At 72.4% G+C, this 21175-nt stretch carries 20 protein-coding genes; 13 read left to right on the top strand and 7 right to left on the bottom strand.

What is annotated here, in order from left to right; all coding sequences use genetic code 11:
• Positions 1-395 precede the first annotated feature (395 nt).
• Positions 396-2927 carry an ATP-dependent Clp protease ATP-binding subunit gene (locus ACFHWU_RS07260; protein WP_416590150.1) on the top strand — a complete coding sequence of 844 codons (2532 nt, stop codon included), beginning with the start codon at positions 396-398 and terminating at the stop codon, positions 2925-2927.
• Between the two features lie 130 nt (positions 2928-3057).
• Here ACFHWU_RS07260 and ACFHWU_RS07255 read toward each other — a convergent pair whose 3' ends face one another.
• Positions 3058-3954 carry an A/G-specific adenine glycosylase gene (locus tag ACFHWU_RS07255; protein WP_416552023.1) on the bottom strand — a complete coding sequence of 299 codons (897 nt, stop codon included), beginning with the start codon at positions 3952-3954 and terminating at the stop codon, positions 3058-3060.
• A gap of 149 nt (positions 3955-4103) precedes the next feature.
• On the opposite strand from ACFHWU_RS07255, the gene ACFHWU_RS07250 reads away from it, so the two are divergent.
• The 3 genes from ACFHWU_RS07250 (at position 4104) to ACFHWU_RS07240 (ending at position 6007) form a co-directional block, all read left to right on the top strand.
• Positions 4104-4616 (top strand): glycine cleavage system protein R, encoded by a 513-nt coding sequence (locus ACFHWU_RS07250; RefSeq protein ID WP_416552022.1) that lies wholly within the window; start codon positions 4104-4106, stop codon positions 4614-4616.
• On the top strand, positions 4613-5173 hold the full coding sequence (locus ACFHWU_RS07245; RefSeq protein WP_416552021.1) for a peptide deformylase: 561 nt from the start codon (positions 4613-4615) through the stop codon (positions 5171-5173). Before ACFHWU_RS07250 ends, ACFHWU_RS07245 begins: the two co-directional genes overlap by 4 nt.
• Positions 5174-5239: 66 nt before the next feature.
• Positions 5240-6007: a hypothetical protein gene (locus tag ACFHWU_RS07240; protein WP_416552020.1), complete on the top strand. Its 768-nt coding sequence runs from the start codon at positions 5240-5242 to the stop codon at positions 6005-6007.
• A 73-nt stretch (positions 6008-6080) separates the two neighbouring features.
• Here ACFHWU_RS07240 and disA read toward each other — a convergent pair whose 3' ends face one another.
• From disA to ACFHWU_RS07220, 4 genes are all read right to left on the bottom strand, one after another.
• Positions 6081-7307, bottom strand: a complete 1227-nt coding sequence (gene disA / locus ACFHWU_RS07235; RefSeq protein ID WP_416552019.1) for a DNA integrity scanning diadenylate cyclase DisA — start codon at positions 7305-7307, stop codon at positions 6081-6083.
• Positions 7308-7366: 59 nt separating this feature from the next.
• Positions 7367-8824, bottom strand: a complete 1458-nt coding sequence (radA, locus tag ACFHWU_RS07230; protein WP_416552095.1) for a DNA repair protein RadA — start codon at positions 8822-8824, stop codon at positions 7367-7369.
• A gap of 11 nt (positions 8825-8835) precedes the next feature.
• Positions 8836-9492, bottom strand: a complete 657-nt coding sequence (locus ACFHWU_RS07225) for a hypothetical protein (RefSeq protein WP_416552018.1) — start codon at positions 9490-9492, stop codon at positions 8836-8838.
• Between the two features lie 139 nt (positions 9493-9631).
• Positions 9632-10471, bottom strand: coding sequence for a UbiA family prenyltransferase (locus tag ACFHWU_RS07220; protein ID WP_416552017.1), 840 nt, complete (start codon positions 10469-10471; stop codon positions 9632-9634).
• A gap of 47 nt (positions 10472-10518) precedes the next feature.
• Here ACFHWU_RS07220 and ACFHWU_RS07215 point away from each other — a divergent pair, with 47 nt between their 5' ends.
• Genes ACFHWU_RS07215 through ACFHWU_RS07205 form a run of 3 tightly spaced genes read left to right on the top strand, consistent with a single transcriptional unit; the run spans position 10519 to position 13562 of the window.
• Complete coding sequence (locus ACFHWU_RS07215; protein WP_416552016.1) at positions 10519-11256, top strand: methyltransferase domain-containing protein; 738 nt, start codon at positions 10519-10521, stop codon at positions 11254-11256.
• Positions 11257-11298: 42 nt separating this feature from the next.
• Positions 11299-12468, top strand: coding sequence for an acyl-CoA dehydrogenase family protein (locus ACFHWU_RS07210; RefSeq protein ID WP_416590149.1), 1170 nt, complete (start codon positions 11299-11301; stop codon positions 12466-12468).
• Complete coding sequence (locus tag ACFHWU_RS07205) at positions 12465-13562, top strand: type III polyketide synthase (protein WP_416567937.1); 1098 nt, start codon at positions 12465-12467, stop codon at positions 13560-13562. Before ACFHWU_RS07210 ends, ACFHWU_RS07205 begins: the two co-directional genes overlap by 4 nt.
• Before the next feature lie 26 nt (positions 13563-13588).
• Here the strand turns inward: ACFHWU_RS07205 and ACFHWU_RS07200 are convergent, their stop codons facing one another.
• Complete coding sequence (locus ACFHWU_RS07200; RefSeq protein ID WP_416590148.1) at positions 13589-14374, bottom strand: hypothetical protein; 786 nt, start codon at positions 14372-14374, stop codon at positions 13589-13591.
• A 328-nt stretch (positions 14375-14702) separates the two neighbouring features.
• Here ACFHWU_RS07200 and ACFHWU_RS07195 point away from each other — a divergent pair, with 328 nt between their 5' ends.
• From ACFHWU_RS07195 to ACFHWU_RS07180, 4 genes are read left to right on the top strand one after another with little or no spacing between them, the layout of a single operon-like run.
• Complete coding sequence (locus ACFHWU_RS07195) at positions 14703-15188, top strand: CarD family transcriptional regulator (RefSeq protein ID WP_123603804.1); 486 nt, start codon at positions 14703-14705, stop codon at positions 15186-15188.
• 52 nt (positions 15189-15240) lie between these two features.
• Positions 15241-15966 carry a 2-C-methyl-D-erythritol 4-phosphate cytidylyltransferase gene (gene ispD / locus ACFHWU_RS07190; protein WP_416590147.1) on the top strand — a complete coding sequence of 242 codons (726 nt, stop codon included), beginning with the start codon at positions 15241-15243 and terminating at the stop codon, positions 15964-15966.
• 25 nt (positions 15967-15991) lie between these two features.
• Entirely contained in the window at positions 15992-16477 is a 486-nt protein-coding gene (gene ispF, locus ACFHWU_RS07185) for a 2-C-methyl-D-erythritol 2,4-cyclodiphosphate synthase (RefSeq protein WP_123603802.1), read from the top strand.
• A 9-nt stretch (positions 16478-16486) separates the two neighbouring features.
• Entirely contained in the window at positions 16487-17728 is a 1242-nt protein-coding gene (locus tag ACFHWU_RS07180; protein WP_416590146.1) for a tetratricopeptide repeat protein, read from the top strand.
• Positions 17729-17734: 6 nt separating this feature from the next.
• Here ACFHWU_RS07180 and ACFHWU_RS07175 read toward each other — a convergent pair whose 3' ends face one another.
• Positions 17735-18904 carry a homogentisate 1,2-dioxygenase gene (locus ACFHWU_RS07175; protein ID WP_416590191.1) on the bottom strand — a complete coding sequence of 390 codons (1170 nt, stop codon included), beginning with the start codon at positions 18902-18904 and terminating at the stop codon, positions 17735-17737.
• Between the two features lie 94 nt (positions 18905-18998).
• Between ACFHWU_RS07175 and ACFHWU_RS07170 the strand changes: the two genes are divergently transcribed.
• Both ACFHWU_RS07170 and fahA read left to right on the top strand, forming a co-directional pair.
• Complete coding sequence (locus ACFHWU_RS07170) at positions 18999-19856, top strand: hypothetical protein (protein WP_416552010.1); 858 nt, start codon at positions 18999-19001, stop codon at positions 19854-19856.
• Positions 19853-21079, top strand: coding sequence for a fumarylacetoacetase (gene fahA, locus ACFHWU_RS07165; protein WP_416590145.1), 1227 nt, complete (start codon positions 19853-19855; stop codon positions 21077-21079). Before ACFHWU_RS07170 ends, fahA begins: the two co-directional genes overlap by 4 nt.
• Positions 21080-21175 lie beyond the last annotated feature (96 nt).

Raw genomic sequence — 21175 nt, 5'->3', positions numbered from 1 at the left:
TTTGAGCGAGTTTGGCGGTTGCGGCACAATCCTGCGGCGATACTGCCCTAGCCAGAGCGTGGCAGGTTGTCCACAGTCTGTGCGCCGGTTGTCCACAAGCCTGTGGACAACCGGTCGGGCGGTGGCGGTACGGACGGCGCGTCCCGGTGAGCCGACGCCGCGCCCGCTCACCGGACCGAGCGGATTTCGCTCACCGCGTAGCGCCGAAGCCTCGGGGAACAGCCAGCGACCCGGCACAGTTGGGGTAAACGTTGCGGATCGCCCCTGCTCCGGCCCGACACGGCAGGAGCGGAGTCGGCCCACGGCGATAGAGTGATGGCACGAGCTTCCGCCTGGAGGCTCGTGCGCTGGCCCGCCAAGACCACTGGCGCACGGCACGTGAGGAGCACGAGGGCATGTTCGAGCGGTTCACCGACCGAGCGCGACGGGTTGTCGTCCTGGCTCAGGAAGAAGCCCGGATGCTCAACCACAACTACATCGGCACGGAGCACATCCTGCTCGGCCTCATCCACGAGGGTGAGGGCGTGGCGGCGAAGGCCCTGGAGAGCCTGGGCATCTCGCTGGAAGGTGTGCGTCAACAGGTCGAGGAGATCATCGGCCAGGGTCAGCAGGCGCCGAGCGGGCACATCCCGTTCACGCCGCGGGCCAAGAAGGTGTTGGAGCTGTCGCTGCGGGAGGCGCTGCAGCTCGGCCACAACTACATCGGCACGGAGCACATCCTGCTCGGCCTGATCCGCGAGGGCGAGGGCGTCGCCGCCCAGGTGCTGGTCAAGCTCGGCGCCGACCTCAACCGGGTCCGCCAGCAGGTCATCCAGCTGCTGTCGGGCTACCAGGGCAAGGAGCCGGCGGCGGCGGGCGCGGCGGCGGGCGAGGCCGCCCCGTCGACCAGCCTGGTGCTGGACCAGTTCGGTCGTAACCTGACCCAGGCGGCCCGGGAGGGCAAGCTCGACCCGGTGATCGGCCGGGAGAAGGAGATCGAGCGGGTGATGCAGGTGCTCTCCCGCCGTACCAAGAACAACCCGGTGCTGATCGGTGAGCCCGGTGTCGGCAAGACGGCCGTGGTGGAGGGCCTGTCTCAGAAGATCATCAAGGGCGAGGTGCCCGAGACGCTGAAGGACAAGCAGCTCTACACCCTCGACCTCGGTGCGCTGGTCGCCGGCTCCCGCTACCGCGGTGACTTCGAGGAGCGTCTGAAGAAGGTGCTCAAGGAGATCCGCACCCGGGGCGACATCATCCTGTTCATCGACGAGATTCACACCCTGGTCGGCGCTGGCGCGGCCGAGGGCGCGATCGACGCGGCGAGTATCCTCAAGCCGATGCTGGCCCGCGGTGAGCTGCAGACCATCGGGGCGACCACCCTCGACGAGTACCGCAAGCACCTGGAGAAGGACGCCGCGCTGGAGCGCCGGTTCCAGCCGATTCAGGTGGGTGAGCCGTCGCTGGCCCACACCATCGAGATCCTCAAGGGCCTGCGGGACCGGTACGAGGCGCACCACCGGGTGAGCATCACCGACGCCGCCCTGGTCGCCGCCGCGACGCTGGCCGACCGGTACATCTCCGACCGGTTCCTGCCGGACAAGGCGATCGACCTGATCGACGAGGCCGGTGCCCGGATGCGGATTCGCCGGATGACCGCGCCGCCGGACCTGCGTGACTTCGACGAGCGGATCGCCCAGGTGCGTCGCGACAAGGAGTCCGCGATCGACGCGCAGGACTTCGAGCGGGCCGCGCAGCTGCGGGACAAGGAGAAGCAGCTGCTCGGCCAGAAGGCGCAGCGGGAGAAGGAGTGGAAGGCCGGCGACCTCGACGTGGTCAGCGAGGTCGACGACGAGCAGATTGCCGAGGTGCTCGGCAACTGGACCGGTATCCCGGTCTACAAGTTGACCGAGGAGGAGACCTCCCGGCTGCTGCGCATGGAGGACGAGCTGCACAAGCGGGTCGTCGGCCAGTCCGACGCGGTCCGGGCGGTGTCGAAGGCGATCCGGCGGACCCGGGCCGGCCTGAAGGACCCGAAGCGGCCGTCCGGTTCGTTCATCTTCGCCGGCCCGTCCGGTGTCGGTAAGACCGAGCTGTCCAAGGCGCTCGCCGAGTTCCTGTTCGGCAGCGAGGACGCGCTGATCCAGCTGGACATGTCCGAGTTCCACGACCGGTACACGGTGTCCCGGCTGGTCGGTGCCCCGCCCGGGTACGTCGGCTACGACGAGGGCGGCCAGCTGACCGAGAAGGTCCGGCGTCGGCCGTTTTCGGTGGTGCTGTTCGACGAGATCGAGAAGGCCCACCCGGACGTGTTCAACACGTTGCTGCAGATCCTGGAGGACGGGCGGCTCACCGACGGCCAAGGTCGGATCGTCGACTTCAAGAACACCGTGATCATCCTGACCACGAACCTGGGCACCCGGGACGTGGCCAAGGCGGTGTCGCTGGGCTTCCAGGCGTCGGAGGACAACGAGTCCAACTACGACCGGATGAAGCAGAAGGTCAACGACGAGCTGAAGCAGCACTTCCGGCCGGAGTTCCTCAACCGGATCGACGACACCATCGTGTTCCACCAGCTGAACCCGACCGAGATCCTGTCGATCGTGGACATCATGATCTCCCGGATCGAGACTCAGCTGCGGAACAAGGACATGAGCATGGAGCTCACCGACAACGCCAAGAAGTACCTGGCGAACAAGGGCTTCGACCCGGTGCTGGGGGCCCGGCCGCTGCGCCGGACCATCCAGCGCGACATCGAGGACAACCTGTCGGAGCGGATTCTGTTCAACGAGCTCAAGCCGGGTCAGATCGTGGTCATCGACTGCGAGGGTGACCCGGACGACATCGACAAGTCCAAGCTCGTCTTCCAGGGCGCCGACCGGCCGGTCGCCGTACCGGACGCGGTTCCCGCCGACCTCGGCGGTGCCGCGGCGGCCGGCGCGGACGAGTAGAGACCGGTAGCCGATTGAGCAGTGCGGCACCGGCGGCGCGCGCCGCCGGTGCCGCACTGCGTTGGCTGCGCCAGTCGTCAGCCCCGGAAAGTCGTCCAGCCCGGTCGGGCCGCCGTCAGCCCGGAGGCCGTCAGCCCTGACCGGCCAGCGTGTACCCGGTCGGCGGCGCGCCGTCGCGGGCCACCGGCTCCACCAGACCGTCCTCGATCAGGCTGGCCAGGGCCCGACGGCGCTGCAGATCGTCGCCCCACACCACGTCCAGCCGCTGCTGCGGCACCGGCCCAATCGCCTCTCGCAGCACCGCCAGCAGCAGGCCACGGACCTGCCGATCGGTGCCGGCGTACCGCTGTGGTCGGCGGGTCGGCCCGCTCGGTACCGGCCGGCCGGCCGCCCGCCACGCGCAGCGGCCGGCCATCGGGCACACCTCGCAGCGCGGTGTCCGAGCCACGCAGACCACCGCACCCAGCTCCATGAACGCGGCGCTGGCCCGGGCCGCCCGAGCCGGCTCGGCCGGCAGCAACGCGGCGGTGGCAACGAGATCGGCCGGTCGGGTCGCCGGCCCGGCGTCGGCCGCCCCGTCGACCGCCCGCGCCACGAACCGCCGGACATTGGTGTCCACCACCGGGTGCCGCTGACCGTAGGCGAACGCGGCGACCGCTCGGGCGGTGTAGGTGCCGACTCCTGGCAGCGCCAGCAACTCGTCCAGACCGGTCGGCACCTTGCCGTCGTACCGCTCGGTCAGCACCGTGGCGCACTCATGCAGCCGCAACGCGCGACGCGGGTAGCCGAGCCGGTTCCACATCCGGATCGCCTCAGCCGGCGAGTCGGCGGCCAGCGCTGGCGGGTCCGGCCATCGGTCCAGCCAGGTGCGCCACGCCGGCAGCACCCGGACCACCGGAGTCTGCTGCAGCATCACCTCGCTCACCAGGATCGCCCAGGCACCAACCCCCGGCTCCCGCCAGGGCAGGTCACGGGCGTTGTCGTCGAACCACTCGATCGCCGTGTCGGCGAAACTCACGTCACGCATGGCGCCGCCGATCCTGCCATGCCACGTTGCCGTCCCCGCCCCAGGCCGTTCCTGTCCCCGTCCCAGGCCGTTCCTGTTCCCGTCCCCGGACGGGGCCCGGGTACCGGGCCGCCCGGTCGGGCCGGCACCCGGTCGGGCAGACTGCTGGCATGAACGAACTCGCGATCACCGTGATCGGGCGCGACCGGCCCGGCATCGTCGCGGACGTCGCGGAGGTGCTGGCCGGCGTGAGCGCCAACCTGACCGACTCGACGATGACCCGGCTGCGCGGCCACTTCGCGATGACCCTGGTCTGCGCCGGTCCGGCCGAGGCCGCGGTGCAACAGGCACTGCGGCCGCTCACCGCCGACGGCCAACTGCTGGCCACCGTACGGCCGGTTCCGGCGGACGGTCAGCAGCCGGCGGGTGGCGAACCGCATCTGCTCAGCGTGCACGGCGCCGATCGGCTGGGCATCGTCGCGGCGGTGACCCGGGTGGTCGCCGAGGCAGGCGGCAACGTCACCGACCTGACCACCCGGCTCACCGGCCCGCTCTACGTGCTGGTCGCCGAGGTCGAGCTGCCCACCGGTACGGCGGCCGAGGTCGGCCGGCGACTGTCCGAGACGGCTCGGGCGCTCGACGTCGAGGTGACCCTCCGGCCGGTCGATTCGGACGTGCTGTGAGCACGGTCAGCCGTACCCTGGCCGACTGGACCGAGACGGTGCTCGGCGTACCGGGGCGGGTGGTTCCGGTGGTCGCCGCGCCCGACCAGGTGCTCAGCCGGGCCGGTGAGGCGGTGGACCCGTGCGCTGCCTGGACGGTCCAGGTCGCCGCCGACCTGGTCGCCACGATGCGGGTCTCGCCCGGCTGTGTCGGCCTGGCCGCACCGCAGATCGGGATCAGCGCGCAGGTTTTCGCCGTCGACGTGACCGGGCACCCGAAGACGGTCACCGGGCACGGCACATTCGTCCTGTGCAATGCCCGGCTACTCGAGGCCACCAGATGGCGGCCGGGCCGGGAGGGCTGCATGTCGGTGCCGGATCTCACCGGTGATGTCAAACGGGCCACCCGGGTCGTGGTGGAGGCGCAACTGCCCGGCACCGGTGAGCCGGTACGCCTGGTCACCGACGGGTTCGAGGCGCGGGCCGCCCAGCACGAGATCGACCACTGTGCCGGTCTGCTGTTCCTGGACCGGGTGGCCGGGGCGCACGCCGTCTTCCCCCGTAAGACATATCTCTGACCGGGTGCCCCGGGCCTCGGCGCGTCGCGGCCGATCGGTCCGGTCTTGCCGATACGGTGTGCCATCATGCGACTGACGGTTGGCCCGCTGCCACCCGCCATCTACTGGCGGCGACGTGCCGTCGTGCTCGGAGCGCTGCTGCTCCTGCTGTTCATCGTGGCCTACTCGTGCATCGGCTCCGACCAGACTGGCCGGTCGCAGGCCGATCCCACCCCGACCCCGTCCGGTGAGCTGCTCACCCCGACCACCTCGTCCCCGCAGCCGGCGGATGGTGACACCAACGACGGCGACGACCCCGACACCGTCGGCAACGGCGACGCTGGCGACGCAGGTGGTGGCAGCACCGGCGGTGGTTCGGGCGACGACGGCACGACCGGCGGCGGGCAGCCCGGCGTCGGCGACCAGAACCTCCCTGGCGGCCCGGCCGGTCCGGCCGCCGGCACCTGCACCGACGACGAGATCCTGCTGACTGCGGCAGCCTCGCAGGCCACCGCCCAGAAGGGCGTCACCCTGGCCTTGCGGTTGCGGGTGCAGAACGTGTCCAGCCGTACCTGCGACCGGGATGTGGGCGCCGACCCGCAGGAGCTGTACCTCAAGCGGGGCGCGGAGCTGATCTGGTCGTCGGACACCTGCGGAGCTGCCCGGGGCACCGACGTGCGCGCCTTCGGGCCCGGCGCCGCCCGCGACTACCAGGTGGCCTGGAACGGTAGGGCGGCGAGCGAGTGCGCCAACAACGTCGCGGCCGGTGAGCATCCGGCTGCCGGCGAGTATCAGCTATTCGCCCGACTCGGCTCGAAGGTCAGCGAGCCGTTTGTGATCACCATCACCGGCTGACGCCCGGGTACGTCCCTCGCGCAGTTACGCCGATTCCGGCACGGCCTGGACGTGGCGCTTCAGACGTGGCGCGTCAGACGTAGCGCTCCAGGATCGACGCTTCGGCCAGCCGGGACAGACCTTCCCGTACGCTGCGTGCCCGGGCGTCGCCGACGCCGTCGACGGCCTGCAGGTCCTCCACTGTCGCCCCGAGCAGCCGTTGCAGACTGCCGAAGTGGTTGACCAGCCGGTCCACCACCGACACCGGCAGCCGGGGCACCTTCGCCAGCAGCCGGAAACCGCGCGGGCTGACCGCCGCGTCGAGCGCCTCGGTGGAGGCGGCGTACCCGATCGCCTTGGCCACGGCGACCAGGTCGATCAGCTCGGTGGCGGTCAGCAGATCCAGCTCGACCAGGGCCTCGTCCAGGGTTCGCGCCTTGCGTACGGTGGGCAGGTAGTCGCGGATCACCAGGGTCCGGTCGGCGTCCACGCCGGCCATCAGCTCGTCGAGCTGCAGCGCCAACAGCCGGCCGTCGGTGCCCAGCTCGACGACGTACCCGGCGATTTCGTCGGCGATCCGTCGGACCATCTCCAGCCGCTGCACCACCGCGACCGCGTCGCGGACGGTGACCAGATCCTCGATCTCCAGGGCGGAGAGTGTGCCGGACACCTCGTCCAGCCGCAGCTTGTACCGCTCCAGGGTGGCCAACGCCTGGTTGGCCCGGGACAGGATGGCGGCCGAGTCGTCCAGCACATGCCGCTGACCGTTGACGTAGAGGCTGATGATCCGCATCGACTGGCTGACCGAGATCACCGGGTAGCCGGTCTGTCGGGCGACCCGTTCTGCGGTGCGGTGCCGGGTGCCCGACTCGTCGGTTGGAATGGACGGGTCCGGCATCAGATGCACGGCGGCCCGGACGATCCGGGTGCCGTCGCTGGACAGCACCACCGCGCCGTCCATCTTGCACAGCTCGCGGACGCGGGTGGAGGAGAACTCGACGTCGAGCGGGAAGCCCCCGGTGCACAGCGAATCGACCTGCTTGTCGTGGCCGAGCACGATCAGCGCGCCGGTCCGGCCGCGCAGGATCCGTTCCAGCCCGTCACGCAGGGCGGTACCGGGCGCCATCAGCGCCAGGTTGGCCCGCAGCGGATCTCCGGTGGCCGCCGGGCTGGTCAGCGCCGAGGTGCCGGCGCTGATGGTGCGTGCCGGGGTGCCGACGGCACCGGTGCGCGCCGGCGTACCGACGGCACCGACCCGGCCGGCCGCGCCGGCACCGGGGCCGGCGTTGGCAGTCTTGTTCGCATCGCGGTCGATCGCCACGGGCAACAGTCTACGGACCGCCGTGCGGTGGGTGCTCCCGCGGTTACTGTCGTACCGGATCAGCCGGCTGAGGCGCGCGCTGCGGCCTGCAATGCCGCCCGTACGTCGTTGACCTCGCTGACCTGCATGTTCGGCGGCAGCGGGTCGCTGCCGGAACCGGCCGTACCGGGCGGTACCAGCGCGTACCGGAAGCCGAGCCGGGCAGCCTCGGCCAGCCGCCGGGCGACCGCGCCGACCCGGCGCACCTCACCGGTGAGCCCGACCTCGCCGATCGCCACCAGCTGCGGGGAGACGGCCAGGTTGAGCCCGCCGGAGGCGACCGCCAGCGCCACCGCGAGGTCGGCGGCCGGCTCCACCACCCGGATGCCGCCGACCGTCGCTGCGAACACCTCCCGGTCGTGCAGGGTGAGCCGTTCGGTACGCCGTTGCAGCACCGCCAGCACCATCGCCAGTCGGGCACCGTCGAGCCCGGACACGGTACGCCGGGGCGAGCCGGCGACGGTCGCCCCGATCAGCGCCTGGACCTCGGTGACCAGGGCCCGCCGGCCCTCCATCGCCACCGTGGCGCAGGTGCCGGGGACCGGTTCGGTGTAGCGGGTGAGGAACAGCCCGGACGGGTCGGGCAGGCTGCTGATGCCGCCTTCGTGCATCTCGAAGCAGCCGACCTCGTCGGCCGCACCGAACCGGTTCTTCATGCCGCGTACCATCCGCAGCGACGAGTGCTTGTCGCCTTCGAAGTGCAGCACCACGTCGACCAGGTGCTCCAGCACCCGGGGGCCGGCGACCTGGCCGTCCTTGGTGACGTGGCCGACCAGCACGGTGGCGATGTTGCGTTCCTTGGCCGCCGCGACCAGCGCGGCGGTGACCGCCCGGACCTGGGTGACGCCGCCGGGGATACCGTCCGAGCCGGGCATCGAGATGGTCTGCACCGAGTCGAGCACCAGCAGACCCGGCCGGACCGCGTCGAGGTGACCGAGGACCACCCCGAGGTCGCTCTCCGCCGCCAGGTAGAGCCGTTCGTGCAGTGCGCCGATCCGCTCGGCGCGCAGCCGTACCTGGCTGGTCGACTCCTCGCCGCTGACCACCAGTGACGGACTTCCGGCACCGGCGGCCCACTGTTGGGCGACGTCGAGCAGCAGGGTCGACTTGCCGACCCCGGGCTCACCGGCCAGCAGTACTACCGCGCCGGGCACCAGGCCGCCGCCGAGCACCCGGTCGAGCTCGCCGACGCCGGTCGGCCGGGCCTTGGCGGGTGCGGCGCTGATGGTGGCGATCGGCCGGGCCGGTTCGGTCGGCATCCGGGTGCTGACCACCCGGCCGGAGACCACCGGGCCGCTCACCACCGATTCGATCACCGATCCCCATTCACCGCATTCCGGGCACCGGCCCACCCATTTGGGCGGCTGGTGCCCGCACGCGTCGCATTCGTACGCGGGCCGGGGCTCACGCGACGCGGCCCGGCTGCGCGGCGCGGCGCCACCGCGCCCCGCTCCGGTGCCGCCGGCGCCCCGGGGGATCGACCGCGAGCTCAGTGCTCTTCCTCGTCGTGCTCGGCGGGCGCGCGGGGGGCCGGGGTGAGCGGCATGTCCACCGGCGCGGCGACCACCAGCGGCGCGCCGCCGGTGCTGAACTCGAAGGCCAGATTCACCGAGTACCCGGCGGCGAGTGGGCCGGCCAGCCCGGTCACCCGCAGCGGTTGGGTGTCGTCGGTGCTGAACAGCGCCCACCCGTTGGCCGGCAGTTGGACGATCGCGTCCCGGCCCGGGTCCGGCTGCGGCACTTCGACGGTGCCGGGCTCCGGCGACGGGGTCGGCCCGCTGGTCTGTTCGGAGCCGCCGATCACCACCGTCTCGGCCCCGACCACCGTCGCCCAGTCATCGTCGGTGACCGGGGCGGCGCTGATCCGTACCGTGACCGGGTCGTTGGTGTTGTTGAACAGCCCGACCTCGACCGGCGCGCTGCCGCCGGCCGGGTAGCCCTCCACTCCGGGGTAGGGCACCGAGAGGTCGCGTACCGACACCGCGCCGTCCGGCGACTCGAGGTTGACTCCGTTGATCGCCGTCGCCTTGGTCGCGGTCTCCGCGAGCTGGCCGGCACCGCAGCCGCTGAGCAGCAGGCCGCTGGCCACGGCAGCGCCGGCGAACAGCACCGCGACTCGGCGGTGTCCCCTGGTCGAGGGCGTCACGTCGGTCCTCCTTGTCACGGCGCGGCGACGAGCCCCGCGCAGGCCGGCTCCAGGGTAGTTGGCGGTGATCCGCGCCCCGCCACGGACCCGATAATCCGTGACCGGCGGCGCTCACCTGACCGGGCCGGCCCGGCGGCGCTCACCCGACCGGGCCGCTGGCCACCAGCAGCACCACGTCGATCACGGCGACCACCAGCACCGCCCGGAAGACGCCGTCCGACCGGCCGGCCCGCCGGGCGGCCCGCCGGGCCGCGTACCAGCCGGTCGGCAGAATGACCGCGGTGCCGGCGACCGCAGCGAGGCCGGCCCACGACGGCGGCCCGGGCGGGCCGACGACCAGCGTCACGGTGGCGGCGAAGAGCAACCCGGCCGCCGCGACCCCCGAACCGGTGGCCCCGAGCCGGTGCGGCAGGCCCCGCACGCCGGTGCGGGCGTCGTCGGCCAGATCCGGCAGTACGTTGGCGAAGTGCGCGCCGCCGCCGAGCAGCCCGGCGGCGGTGACCAGCCAGGCCGGTGGCGCGGGCGCGCCCGGCAGGGCCAGCACGATGAAGGCAGGCAGCGCCCCGAAGGAGAACGCGTACGGCAGCACCGACACGGCGGTGGACTTCAACGGCCAGTTGTAGGCCAGCGCGCTGAGCAGCGCGGCGGTGATGCACAACGTCGCCGCCGGCCCGGTCGGCGCGGCCAGCAACGGGGTGGCCAGCGCGGCGGCCAGACCGGCGACGCCCACCGTGCGCCGGCTGACCACGCCGGTCGCGATTGGCTTGTCGGCCCGTCCGGCCTGCCGGTCGCGACCGGCGTCCAGCCAGTCGTTGGTCCAGCCGACGGCGAGCTGGGTGGCCGCGACGGTGGCGGCGACCAGCACGATCCCGGCCGGACGGTGACCGACGCCCCAGGCCAGCAGGGCGGTCACGGTGGTGACCGCGACCGCCGGTTCGGGGTGGCTGGCCTTGATCAATGCGGACACGCGGCGCGACATATCCGCCAAGTGTGGCCGTTACCGGCTGGTCATGCCACGCTCAGTCAATGCCGGATCTGCCGCCGAACGATCCCCGCCAGTACGACGTGCTGGCCGACGAGTGGTGGCGGCCGGCGGGCGCGTTCGAGATGCTGCACTGGATCGCCGAGGCGCGGGCCCGGCTGATCCCACCGGCGGCCCGGCCCGGGGCGGTGCTGGTCGACGTCGGTTGCGGGGCCGGTCTGCTCGCCCCCCATCTGCGCGGCAAGGGCTACCGGCACGTCGGGGTCGACCTGGTCGGTTCGGCGCTGCGGCTGGCGGCCCGGCACGGTGTCGACCCGGTACGCGGTGACGCGACCCGGCTGCCGCTGGCCGACCGGGTGGCCGACGTGGTCTCCGCCGGGGAGCTGCTGGAGCACGTACCGGATCTGTCGGCGGCGGTCGCCGAGGCGTGCCGGGTGCTGCGGCCCGGCGGGCTGCTGGTGCTGGACACCCTGAACGCCACATTGGCCAGCCGGCTGATCGCGGTCGAGTTGGGCGAACGCCTGCCGGTCGCGCCCCGCGGTATCCACGACCCCGCGCTGTTCGTCCGTCCGCAGCGGCTGGTCGCCGAGTGCGCCCGGCACGGCGTACGGCTGGCGGTGCGCGGCCTGAGACCGAGCGTTTCCAGCCTGATCGATTGGCTGATGCGCGCGCCGTTGCACCGATCGGCTCCCGACCGGGCACTCTGGAAACCCCGGCGGCGGATGGTGCCGACCTGGTCCACCTCGGTGCTCTACCAAGGCAGGGGGGTCAAGGCGGGCTGAGCGGACGAGCAGGTGAGCAGGTCGACGGCGGAAGGGGCGGCAATGGTTGCGGATGCACTGGCGGCGGCGCGGCGGGTGGTGCCACGGTTGGCGGCGCGGGCGGGTGAACACGACCGGGCCGGCACCTTCCCGGTGGCGGACTTCGCCGACCTGCGGCAGGAGCAGCTGTTCGGGTTGATGGTCCCGCAGCGGCTGGGCGGGCGGGGCGCCGGCTTCGCCGACTACGCCGAGGTGGCGTACGAGCTGGCCCGGGGCAACGGCGCCACCGCGCTGGTGTTCAACATGCACGCCTCGGTGACCGGCGCGCTGGGTGCGGTCGACGACAACCTCGCCGAGGCGATGGGGCTGCCGGACGAGGCGTTGGCGGCCCGGGACCAGTTGCTCGCCGACGCGGCCGCCGGCGCCTGGTACGCGGTGGCGATGAGCGAGCGGGGCGCCGGCTCCCGGCTCTCCCAGTTGTCCACCGTCTACCACCGGGTGGACGGTGGATACCAGATCAAGGGGGCCAAGGCGTTCTGCTCCGGGGCCGGTCACGCCTGCGGGTACCTGGTCGCTGCCCGGCACGCCGACGACCAGTCGGTGGTGTCGCAGTTCCTGGTCCCGGCGGATACGCCCGGCCTGCGGGTGGAGCAGAGCTGGGATTCGCTCGGGATGCGGGCCACCTGCTCGCACGACCTGCACCTGGACGTGACCGTCGGCCCGCAGGCCCTGCTCGGCGGGGTGGAAGGGCTGGCCCTGGTGGTGGCCCAGCTGATGCCGCACTGGATGGTGGCCAGCTACGCGGCGGTCTACGCCGGGGTGGCCCGGGCGGCGGTGGACGCGGCGGTGGAGCATCTCACCGAGCGGGGGTTGACCCACCTGCCGGCGGTCCGGGCCCGGATCGGCCGGGCGGACGCGGCCGCCGCCGCAGCCCTGCTGACGGTACGGGAGGCGGCCCGTCGAGTGGACGCCGAACCGGGCGACCCGGCGACCAACCAGTGGGTGTGGCGGGCCAAACTGGTCGCCGGCGGCACGGCGGCCGCAGTGGCGTCGTCGATGCTGGAGGCGGCCGGGACCTCGGCGACCCGCCGGGGGCATCCGCTGGAACGGCTCTACCGGGACGCCCGCTGCGGTGCGCTGCATCCGCCGACGTCGGACGTCTGCGCCGACTGGCTCGGTGTGGCGACGATCGGCGGAGACCCGGACCGCGACGGATCGGCACCCCGGTGGTGAGCCGGTCGCCGGACCCGGTGGCGGGCCGGTCGTCGGCCGCGGTGGTCGGGCTCGGGCTGGCGTTGCCGCCGTCGGCCAGCCAGGACGAGCTGTGGCGGGACTTCTTCGCGGCTCGGTACGACGGCGGCACCCGGGCGCTCGCGGAGCGGATCTTCGCCAACTCCGGGGTACGTACCCGGCAGGCGGCGGTGAGCCCGTTGCTGGAGGACGTCGCGGACTGGCCGACCGAGCGGCGGATGCGCCGCTACCAGATCGAGGCGTTGCCGCTGGGCAAGGAGGCGGTGGACCGGGCGCTGACCCAGGCCGGGCTGACCGCCGGGGAGATCGGTCTGTTCGTGGTCTGCTCGTGCACCGGGTACGCCACGCCCGGCCTGGACATCATTCTGGCCCGGGACGTCGGCATGGCCGCCGACACCCAGCGGTTGTTCGTCGGGCACATGGGCTGCTACGCGGCGCTGCCCGGGTTGGGCGCGGCCGCCGATTTCGTCACCGCCCGGGGCCGGCCGGCGTTGCTGCTCTGCGCCGAGCTGACCAGCCTGCACATCCAGCCGCCGGCCCGCCGGGTGGACACTCAGCAGATCGTGGCGCACGCGTTGTTCTCCGACGCGGCGGCGGCGGTGGTGCTGACGCCGACCGACGGGCCGGGCGGCCCGCCGCCGCCCGGCGGTTACGCCGTACGGGAGGTCGTGTCGGCCACCGACGCCTCCACCGCCGACCACATGACCTGGGAGGTGACCGACCTCGGTTTCCGGATGGGTCTGTCGCCCCGGGTGCCGCAGGTATTGTCGGTGCACGTACGGGCGCTGGTCGGTGATCTGCTGGCCCGGCACGGACTGGCCGTGTCGCAGGTGGACGGTTGGGCGGTGCACCCGGGTGGGCCGCGGATCCTCAACGTGGTGCAGCGGGAGCTGGGGTTGTCCGACGCGGCGATGTCGGCGTCCCGGGAGACGTTGGCGGCGTACGGCAACTGCTCGTCGCCGACCGTACTGCTGATCCTGGACCGGTTGCGGCGGGCGGGACCGCCGCCGCGTCACGTGGTGATGCTGGCGTTCGGTCCGGGCCTGACGCTCTACGCCGCGCTGCTCAACCGCTGACCCGCCGCGCGCGGCAGCGGGCTGGGTCAGGGGCCGACCAGCAGGGCCAGATCGGCGCGGTACGTCTCGACCGAGTCGGCCTGCGGCACCAGCCGGATGACCTCGCCGGTCTCGGTGACCAGCAGCACGGTGGCGGTGCCGACGGTTGCCGGGATGTCGACGAAGTTTCGGATCCCGGCGGCCGGGTCGGCCAGCAGATGGGTGCCGAGGCTGTCGGCGAGCGCCGGCGGCAGGGTGCCGGGGGAGGTGGCGCCGCTGGTGACGGCGATTACCGAGACCCCGGCCGGGACGGCGGCGGCCGCGGCGGTGATCTGGTCGGCGCACTCACAGCCCTCAACGAGCAGGATCGCCGCCGGCAGTAGCGAGCGGACCGGGACCGATGCGCCGGAGTCGTCGATCAGGTCGAGCGCGGGCAGCGGGCGGTCGGGCAGGGGAGCGGGAGCCGATGGTGTCGGGCTGGCGGTGGGCTGGGGCCGGTCGGACCAGGCGACGGAGAACATGCTGATCATTGCGGCGAGAACGGCCACCAGCATGATGATCAACGGCAGCCGGAGGGCGGCGATCTCGTGTGGCCGGTGCCCGCGGCCGCCGGCCCGGCCGGTGTCGCCGGGGTGGATGCCGAACCGCCGGTGCCAGTGGTCCCGCCGGCGGGTGCGGTGCAGCTCCCGGCGGACCTGCGCCGCTTCTTCGGCGAGCGCCCCGGGATCGTCCGGGATGACGATCGGGCCCCACTCGGGCGGGATCTCGGGCAGGTCGTCGGGCGCCCCGGCGCCGTCCGACCACCCATCACCGTTGTTGCCTGTCCTGCCCACAGCACCCCCAGCCGCTCGCCCACCGGGTCGATCGGGGTCTAGGTATCAGGGTCTCGCAACAAACCTGGTTTCGCCAGTGCCGGGGCGTGGGAAGCGGCCGGACGATATGCTGGAAGTGCCGAAACGCGTCCCATCTGGCACGTCCAACCAGTTAGCTGACTGCTGATCTGGTTGTTACTTAGCGTGCTCAAAACCTACTGGCGGTTGCGTGTCAAGCTCGAGAAAGACCTCTCACAGCCCCTCTGACCTGCGCTTACGGCTCAGACTGTGACGGGACATCGGTGCCTGAGCGTGTTACCCTAGACACAGCGAAAGGGGCTTCGAACCTATGGTTTTCAGTGTCGGCGAGACCGTTGTTTACCCCCACCACGGGGCCGCACTCATCGAGGCAATCGAGACTCGTGTCATCAAGGGCGAGGAGAAGCAGTACCTCGTCCTCAGGGTTGCGCAGGGTGACCTGACGGTGCGAGTTCCCGCCGAGAACGCCGAGATCGTCGGCGTGCGTGAAGTGGTTGGCGAAGAAGGCCTCGGCAAGGTCTTCGATGTTCTCCGCGCCCCGCACACCGAGGAGCCGACCAACTGGTCGCGGCGATACAAGGCCAACCTCGAGAAGCTGGCATCCGGAAACCCACTCAAGGTCGCCGAGGTCGTTCGTGACCTGTGGCGTCGGGAGCGGGAGCGGGGGCTGTCCGCAGGCGAGAAGCGCATGCTCGCCAAGGCCAGGGACATCCTGGTCGGTGAGGTCGCGCTTGCGGAGAAGAGCACCAAGGACGAGGCAGAGACCTTGCTCGACAAGGTGCTCACCGACGCGTAGGCAACTCTCCACCCATAGATAGTCTGTTGCCACCTGCACCGAGGACCGCGACGTGACCGCGCACTTCCAGCAACGCGGTGACGTCGCGGTCCTCGTTCCTGCGGCGGGTGCCGGGGTACGGCTCGGACCCGGCGCACCCAAAGCACTCCGGCCACTCGGCGGCGTACCGCTGCTGGTGCACGCGGTGCGTCGACTCGCCGCCGCCTCCTCGGTCGCGGTGATCGTGGTCGCCGCCCCACCCGCCGACGTCGACGCCGTCCGCGACCTGCTCGCCCCCGCCACGGCCGGGCTGCCGCTGGTCGTGGTGCCGGGCGGTGCACACCGGCAGGCCTCGGTGGCCGCCGCGCTCGCCGCCGTTCCCGCCGGCCCACAGATCGTCCTGGTGCACGACGCGGCCCGCGCCCTGACTCCACCCGACCTGGTCGACTCGGTCGCCGCCGCGGTCCGGGCCGGCGCCGGCGCCGTCATCCCGGTGCTCCCGGTCGTCGACACCATCAAGTCGGTGGACGCCGACGAGACCGTCCTGGCCACCGTCGACCGGTCGACGCTGCGGGCCGTGCAGACCCCGCAGGGGTTCCGGCGTGACGTGCTGGCCGCCGCACACGCCGACGCCGTCGATCCGCACACCGACGACGCCGGTCTGGTGGAGAAGATCGGCGTACCGGTGCTCTGCGTGCCCGGTTCGGAGCGGGCACTCAAGATCACCCGCCCGTTCGATCTGGTGATCGCCGAGCACCTGCTCGCCACCGAGCCGGCGACCCGTACCCTGCCTTCATGATCGCCCTGCAGACCGAGCCAGCGCGATGATCGTTCCCCGGGTGGGTGTCGGCACCGACGTGCACGCCTTCGCCGCCGACCGGCCCTGCTGGGTCGCCGGCCTGCACTGGCCGGGCGAGACCGGGCTGGCCGGGCACTCCGACGGCGACGTCGCCGCGCACGCCGCCTGCGACGCGCTGTTCTCCGCCGCCGGCCTCGGTGACCTCGGCGCCAACTTCGGCGTCGCCGAACCGCAGTGGGCCGGGGCCGCCGGCGTCGATCTGCTGGCCGAGGCGGCCCGCCGAGTGGTCGCCGCCGGCTTCGTGATCGGCAACGTCTCGATCCAGGTGATCGGCGTACGGCCGAAGATCGGTCCCCGGCGGGCCGAGGCGCAGCAGCTGCTCAGCGCCGCCGCCGGCGCACCGGTGACCGTCTCCGGCACCACCACCGACGGGCTCGGCCTGACCGGCCGGGGCGAAGGCCTCGCCGGCCTGGCGGTCGCGCTCGTCTATCCGTCCGGACCGCCCGGATAGGCTCGACAGGTGTCGAGCGAGTCTTCCCCCGAGCCGCCCACCGACGTTGACGGCTACCTGCAGCGCGCCGGGCTGCTGGCCGACCTGGGCCGCTACGACGAAGCCGCCGGTGAGATCGGGTTCGCGGTGGCCCTCGACCCGGACAGCGTGGCCGCACGGATCATGCTGGCCCGGGTGCATCTCGCCGCCGACCGCCCGGAGCAGGCCCTCGCCGCGATCGACGCGTGGGCGGACGACGTGCCGAACCCGTGGTCGGCCGAGGCCGCCGCGACGGCCACACCGTCCGAGGCGGCACCGACCTCACCAGCCGACGGGGCGACGACCACACCGGCCGACACCGACGCCGCCGGTGCAGGTGCCGGCGCTCGGCCCGGCCCGTCGGACCGGGTCGCCCTGCTGGTGGTACGCGGGCTGGCGCTGATCGACCTGCGGCGGTACGCCGACGCCGCCCGGCTCGCCACCGACCTGCTGGCGACGTATCCGGACGACGCGTACGCCCAGCGCAGCGGTGCGGCGATCCTGGCCGGCTCGCGCAACGGCCAGCCGGCGCTCAACGCGGCCTGGCGGGGGGTGGAGCTGGCCCCGCAGGACGCCCAGGCGCATCTGGTGCTGGGGCTGGTCGGGGCCCGGCTGGAGCTGTTCGACCTGGCACACCGGGCCTACGGGGAGGCGCTGCGGCTGGACCCGCTGATCGGTGAGGCGCAGCACGACGTCGGGGTGATCCACCTGGAACAGCGGCGGTACGCCGCCGAGCTGGCGGTGCTCGCCGAACGGGCCACCGCGATGGCACCGCCCCCGCCGCCGCAGCCCTCGCCGTCCCGGCCATCCCGGTGGGCACCGGCACCGCCCGGGTCGGCGCCGATGGATCCCCGGCTGGACGGGCCGCCGACCGCCGAGGAGGAGTTGCGCCGGCTGGTGCTGATCGGTGCCGGCTACAGCATGATCGCGGCAGTGACGGTGGCCTGCCTGGCCGGCAGCCCGGCGTCGCGCGGCTGGGCGGTGGTCGCCGCACTCGGCGGGTTCGTGCTGGTCTGGGTGCTGGCCCGGCGGGTGCCGGGTGGCCGGATCCTCGAGGTGGTGTCGCAGTTGGTGGACCGCCGGCTGGCGACGGCGGTGTACGCGGCGGCCGCCGCCCCGGTGCTGATCTTCTGCTACGCGGCGATCGCCACCCCGTGGCTGCTGGTGTCGGCGATCGTTGCGGCCGCCGTCGCCCAGTTCATGGTGCTGCGCCAGGCCAGCGGTCGGCGGTAGGGCCGGTCAGCGGGCGTTGCCGGCCCAGGTCCAGGCGTACCCGGTGTCCTCGACGGACAGTGCCGGGTCGCAGAGGTCCAGCGGACGGAAGGTGTCGACCATCACGGCGAGTTCGTCGAAGTGCTCGGCGCCGAGCGCCCGTTCGACCGCGCCGGGCTGCGGGCCGTGGGTGAACCCGGCCGGGTGCAGCGAGATCGAGCCCTGCTCGATGCCGGAGCCGCGCCGTGCCTCGTAGTTGCCACCGGTGTAGAACAGGATCTCGTCGGAGTCGACGTTGTGGTGGTTGTACGGCACCGGGACCGCCTGCGGGTGGTAGTCGACCTTGCGCGGCACGAACGAGCAGATCACGAAGTTGGGGCCGGCGAAGGTCTGGTGCACCGGCGGCGGCTGGTGCAGCCGGCCGGTGATCGGCTCGAAGTCGTAGATGCTGAACGCCCACGGGTAGAGGTGCCCGTCCCAGCCGACCACGTCGAACGGGTGGTGGGCGTACACGTGGCGGGTCCAGCCCTGCCGGTGCCGGACGTAGACCTCGACGTCGGTGCCGTCGACCAGCAGTGGTTTGCCCGGCCCGCGGATGTCCCGTTCGCAGTACGGTGAGTGCTCCAGGAACTGGCCGCGCACCGACAGGTAGCGCTTGGGTGGTCCGATGTGGCCGGTCGCTTCGACGGTGAGCAGCCGCAGCGGTACGTCGTCGACGGGCACGATCCGGTGCACCACCGACGTCGGGATGATCACGTAGTCGCCGGAGGTGACGCCGAGCACCCCGAAGCTGGACTCGACGCGGGCGGCACCGGACTCGACGTACAGGCACTCGTCGCCGGTGGCGTTTCGGTACAGCGGGGACGGCCGGTCGGCGACGACGTACGAGATGCGCACGTCGTCGTTGGCGAGCAGCGGTTGCCGGCCGAGTACGGCGTCGGTGTGCCCGGTGTCCAGCTTGTGGGTGCGCAGATGGCGTGGGGTGAGCGGGCGGTTCGGCAGCCGGCGCGTCGGTGGCGGGTCGTACGACTCGGCGGCGACGATGGCGGTCGGCAGGTGCCGGTGGTAGAGCAGGGACGAGTCGGCGGAGAAGCCCTCCTGGCCCATCAGCTCCTCGGCGTACAGGCTGCCGTCGGGTTGGCGGAACTGGGTGTGGCGCTTGCGGGGGATCTCGCCAACGCTGCGGTAGTAGGGCATCATTACCCTCCGTATCTCCCCGTTGACCGGGCGAAAGCGTCCGATAATCGGACGCTGTTGTCCGTTAATCGTAGAATCCACTAGGTTCGAAGGCGTGTCAATGCAGGTACCCAGGATCTTCACCGGCCTCGTCGACGACGCCGCGGTCTTCCCGCCGGGCAACGCCGACCTGCCCGACGCGATCACCGCGCACCGCGGCCACCGCACCGCCTGGTACACCGACCTGGTCGGCCCGTTCCTGCTGCCCGCGTCCGAGATCGACGCGGCGCGGCGACTGGTCGGGCCGGGTGACGAACTGGAGATCGGCCTGATCGGCGACACCGGCGTGGCCGCGCTGCCGGCCGCCGTCGAAGCGCTGCCGACCGACCGGATCCGGCCCCGGCAGGTCGAGGTCGCCGTCGCCAAACGCGGCGAGGACCCGCAGCCCGGCCTGCGCGCGCTGCTCACCGCCCTGGCCGGCTGGCCCAAGATCAGCGGGTACGCGGAGGTGCCGCTCACCTGGGGGCTGCTCGCCGCCCTGGACAGCCTCGCCGAGGCGCGGGCCGGCGGCGTCGACGTCGCCGCCAAGTTCCGCACCGGCGGGCTGGCCGCCGAGCTGTTCCCCACCCCGGTCGAGCTGGCCGCCGTCATCTGTGCCTGCCGCGACCGGGCGCTGCCGTTCAAACTGACCGCCGGCCTGCACCACGCCATCCGCGACACCGACCCGGAGACCGGCTTCACCCACCACGGCTTCCTCAACGTGCTCGCCGCCACGATCACCGCCGCCGAGGGCGCCGAGGTCGCCGAGGTCGCCGAGCTGCTCGCCACCGCCGACGCCGCCCGGCTGATCGAGCCGGCCCGCACGCGCGGCGGTGCCGACCGGCCGCTCTGGGTAGGTTTCGGGTCGTGCAGCATCACCGACCCGCTGACCGACCTGGTCCGGCTGGGGCTGATCAACGGAGGATTCGCGTGACGACCTGCTGGGTGCCCGGTGCCGACGGCTCACCGTACGGGGTGCAGACCTTGCCGTACGGTGCCTTCCGCCGCAGGGGTGAGGCCGGCGCGCCCGGTGGCGGGGAGCGGCGGCTCGGCGTACGGATCGCCGATTTCGTGCTCGACCTGCGCGGCGCGGAAGATGCCGACCTGATCCTCGCCGGCGGCGCCCTGTGCGAGCCGACCCTCAACGCCTTCCTGGCTCTCGGCCGGGCACAGTGGACGACGGTGCGGCGGCGGATCGTCGAGCTGCTCACCGAGACCGAACACCGGTCCACCGTCGAGCCGCTGCTGATCCCGCTGTCCGAGGTGGACCTGGTGCTGCCGTTCGCGGTCGGCGACTACGTCGACTTCTACTCCTCCGAGCAGCACGCCAGCAACGTCGGGCAGATCTTCCGCCCCGGGCAGCCGCTGCTCACCCCCAACTGGCGGCACCTGCCGATCGGCTACCACGGCCGGGCCGGCACCGTCGTCGTCTCTGGTACGCCGATCGTGCGCCCCAGCGGCCAGCGGCGCAGCTCCGACGGCCCGGTCTTCGGCCCGTCCCGCCGGCTCGACATCGAAGCCGAGGTCGGCTTCGTCGTCGGGGTGCCGACCGCGCTCGGCGACCCGGTGCCGACCGACCGGTTCGCCGACCACGTGTTCGGGGTGACCCTGGTCAACGACTGGTCGGCCCGCGACATCCAGGCCTGGGAGTACCAGCCGCTCGGCCCGTTCCTGGGCAAGTCGTTCGCCACCTCGGTCGGCCCGTGGGTGGTGCCGCTGGAAGCCCTCGACCACGCCTGGGTGCCGGCCCCGTCGCAGGACCCGCCGGTGCTGGACTATCTGCGCGAGTCGTCACGGCGCGGCCTGGACCTGTCGATCGTCGTCGAGTGGAACGGCACCCGGGTCAGCGAGCCGCCGTTCGCCGGCATGTACTGGACCCCGGCGCAGCAGTTGGCGCACCTGACCGTCAACGGCGCGTCGCTGCGCACCGGCGACCTCTACGCCTCCGGCACCGTCTCCGGTGAACGGCGTGACCAGGTCGGCTCGTTCCTGGAGTTGACCTGGGGCGGCACCGAGCCGATCAAACTGGACGACGGGTCCGAGCGCACCTTCCTCGAAGACGGCGACACCGTCGTCATCACCGCCACCGCCCCCGGCCCGGCCGGCACGACGATCGGCTTCGGCGAAGTCACCGGCACCGTCGCGCCCGCTGCCTGACTTTTAGTTTACTGTGGACCACATTCATAGATCTTCCATCATGGTCTGACTGATTCTCGGTGCAACCATGGGGCAGCCAAATATCGTCTCGCTGAC

The organism is Micromonospora sp. LOL_015 (genome assembly GCF_048060275.1).
Lineage (GTDB): Bacteria > Actinomycetota > Actinomycetes > Mycobacteriales > Micromonosporaceae > Micromonospora_E.
The sequence above is the reverse complement of the archived record's forward strand: the minus strand, read 5'-3'. Positions and strand labels throughout refer to the sequence as shown.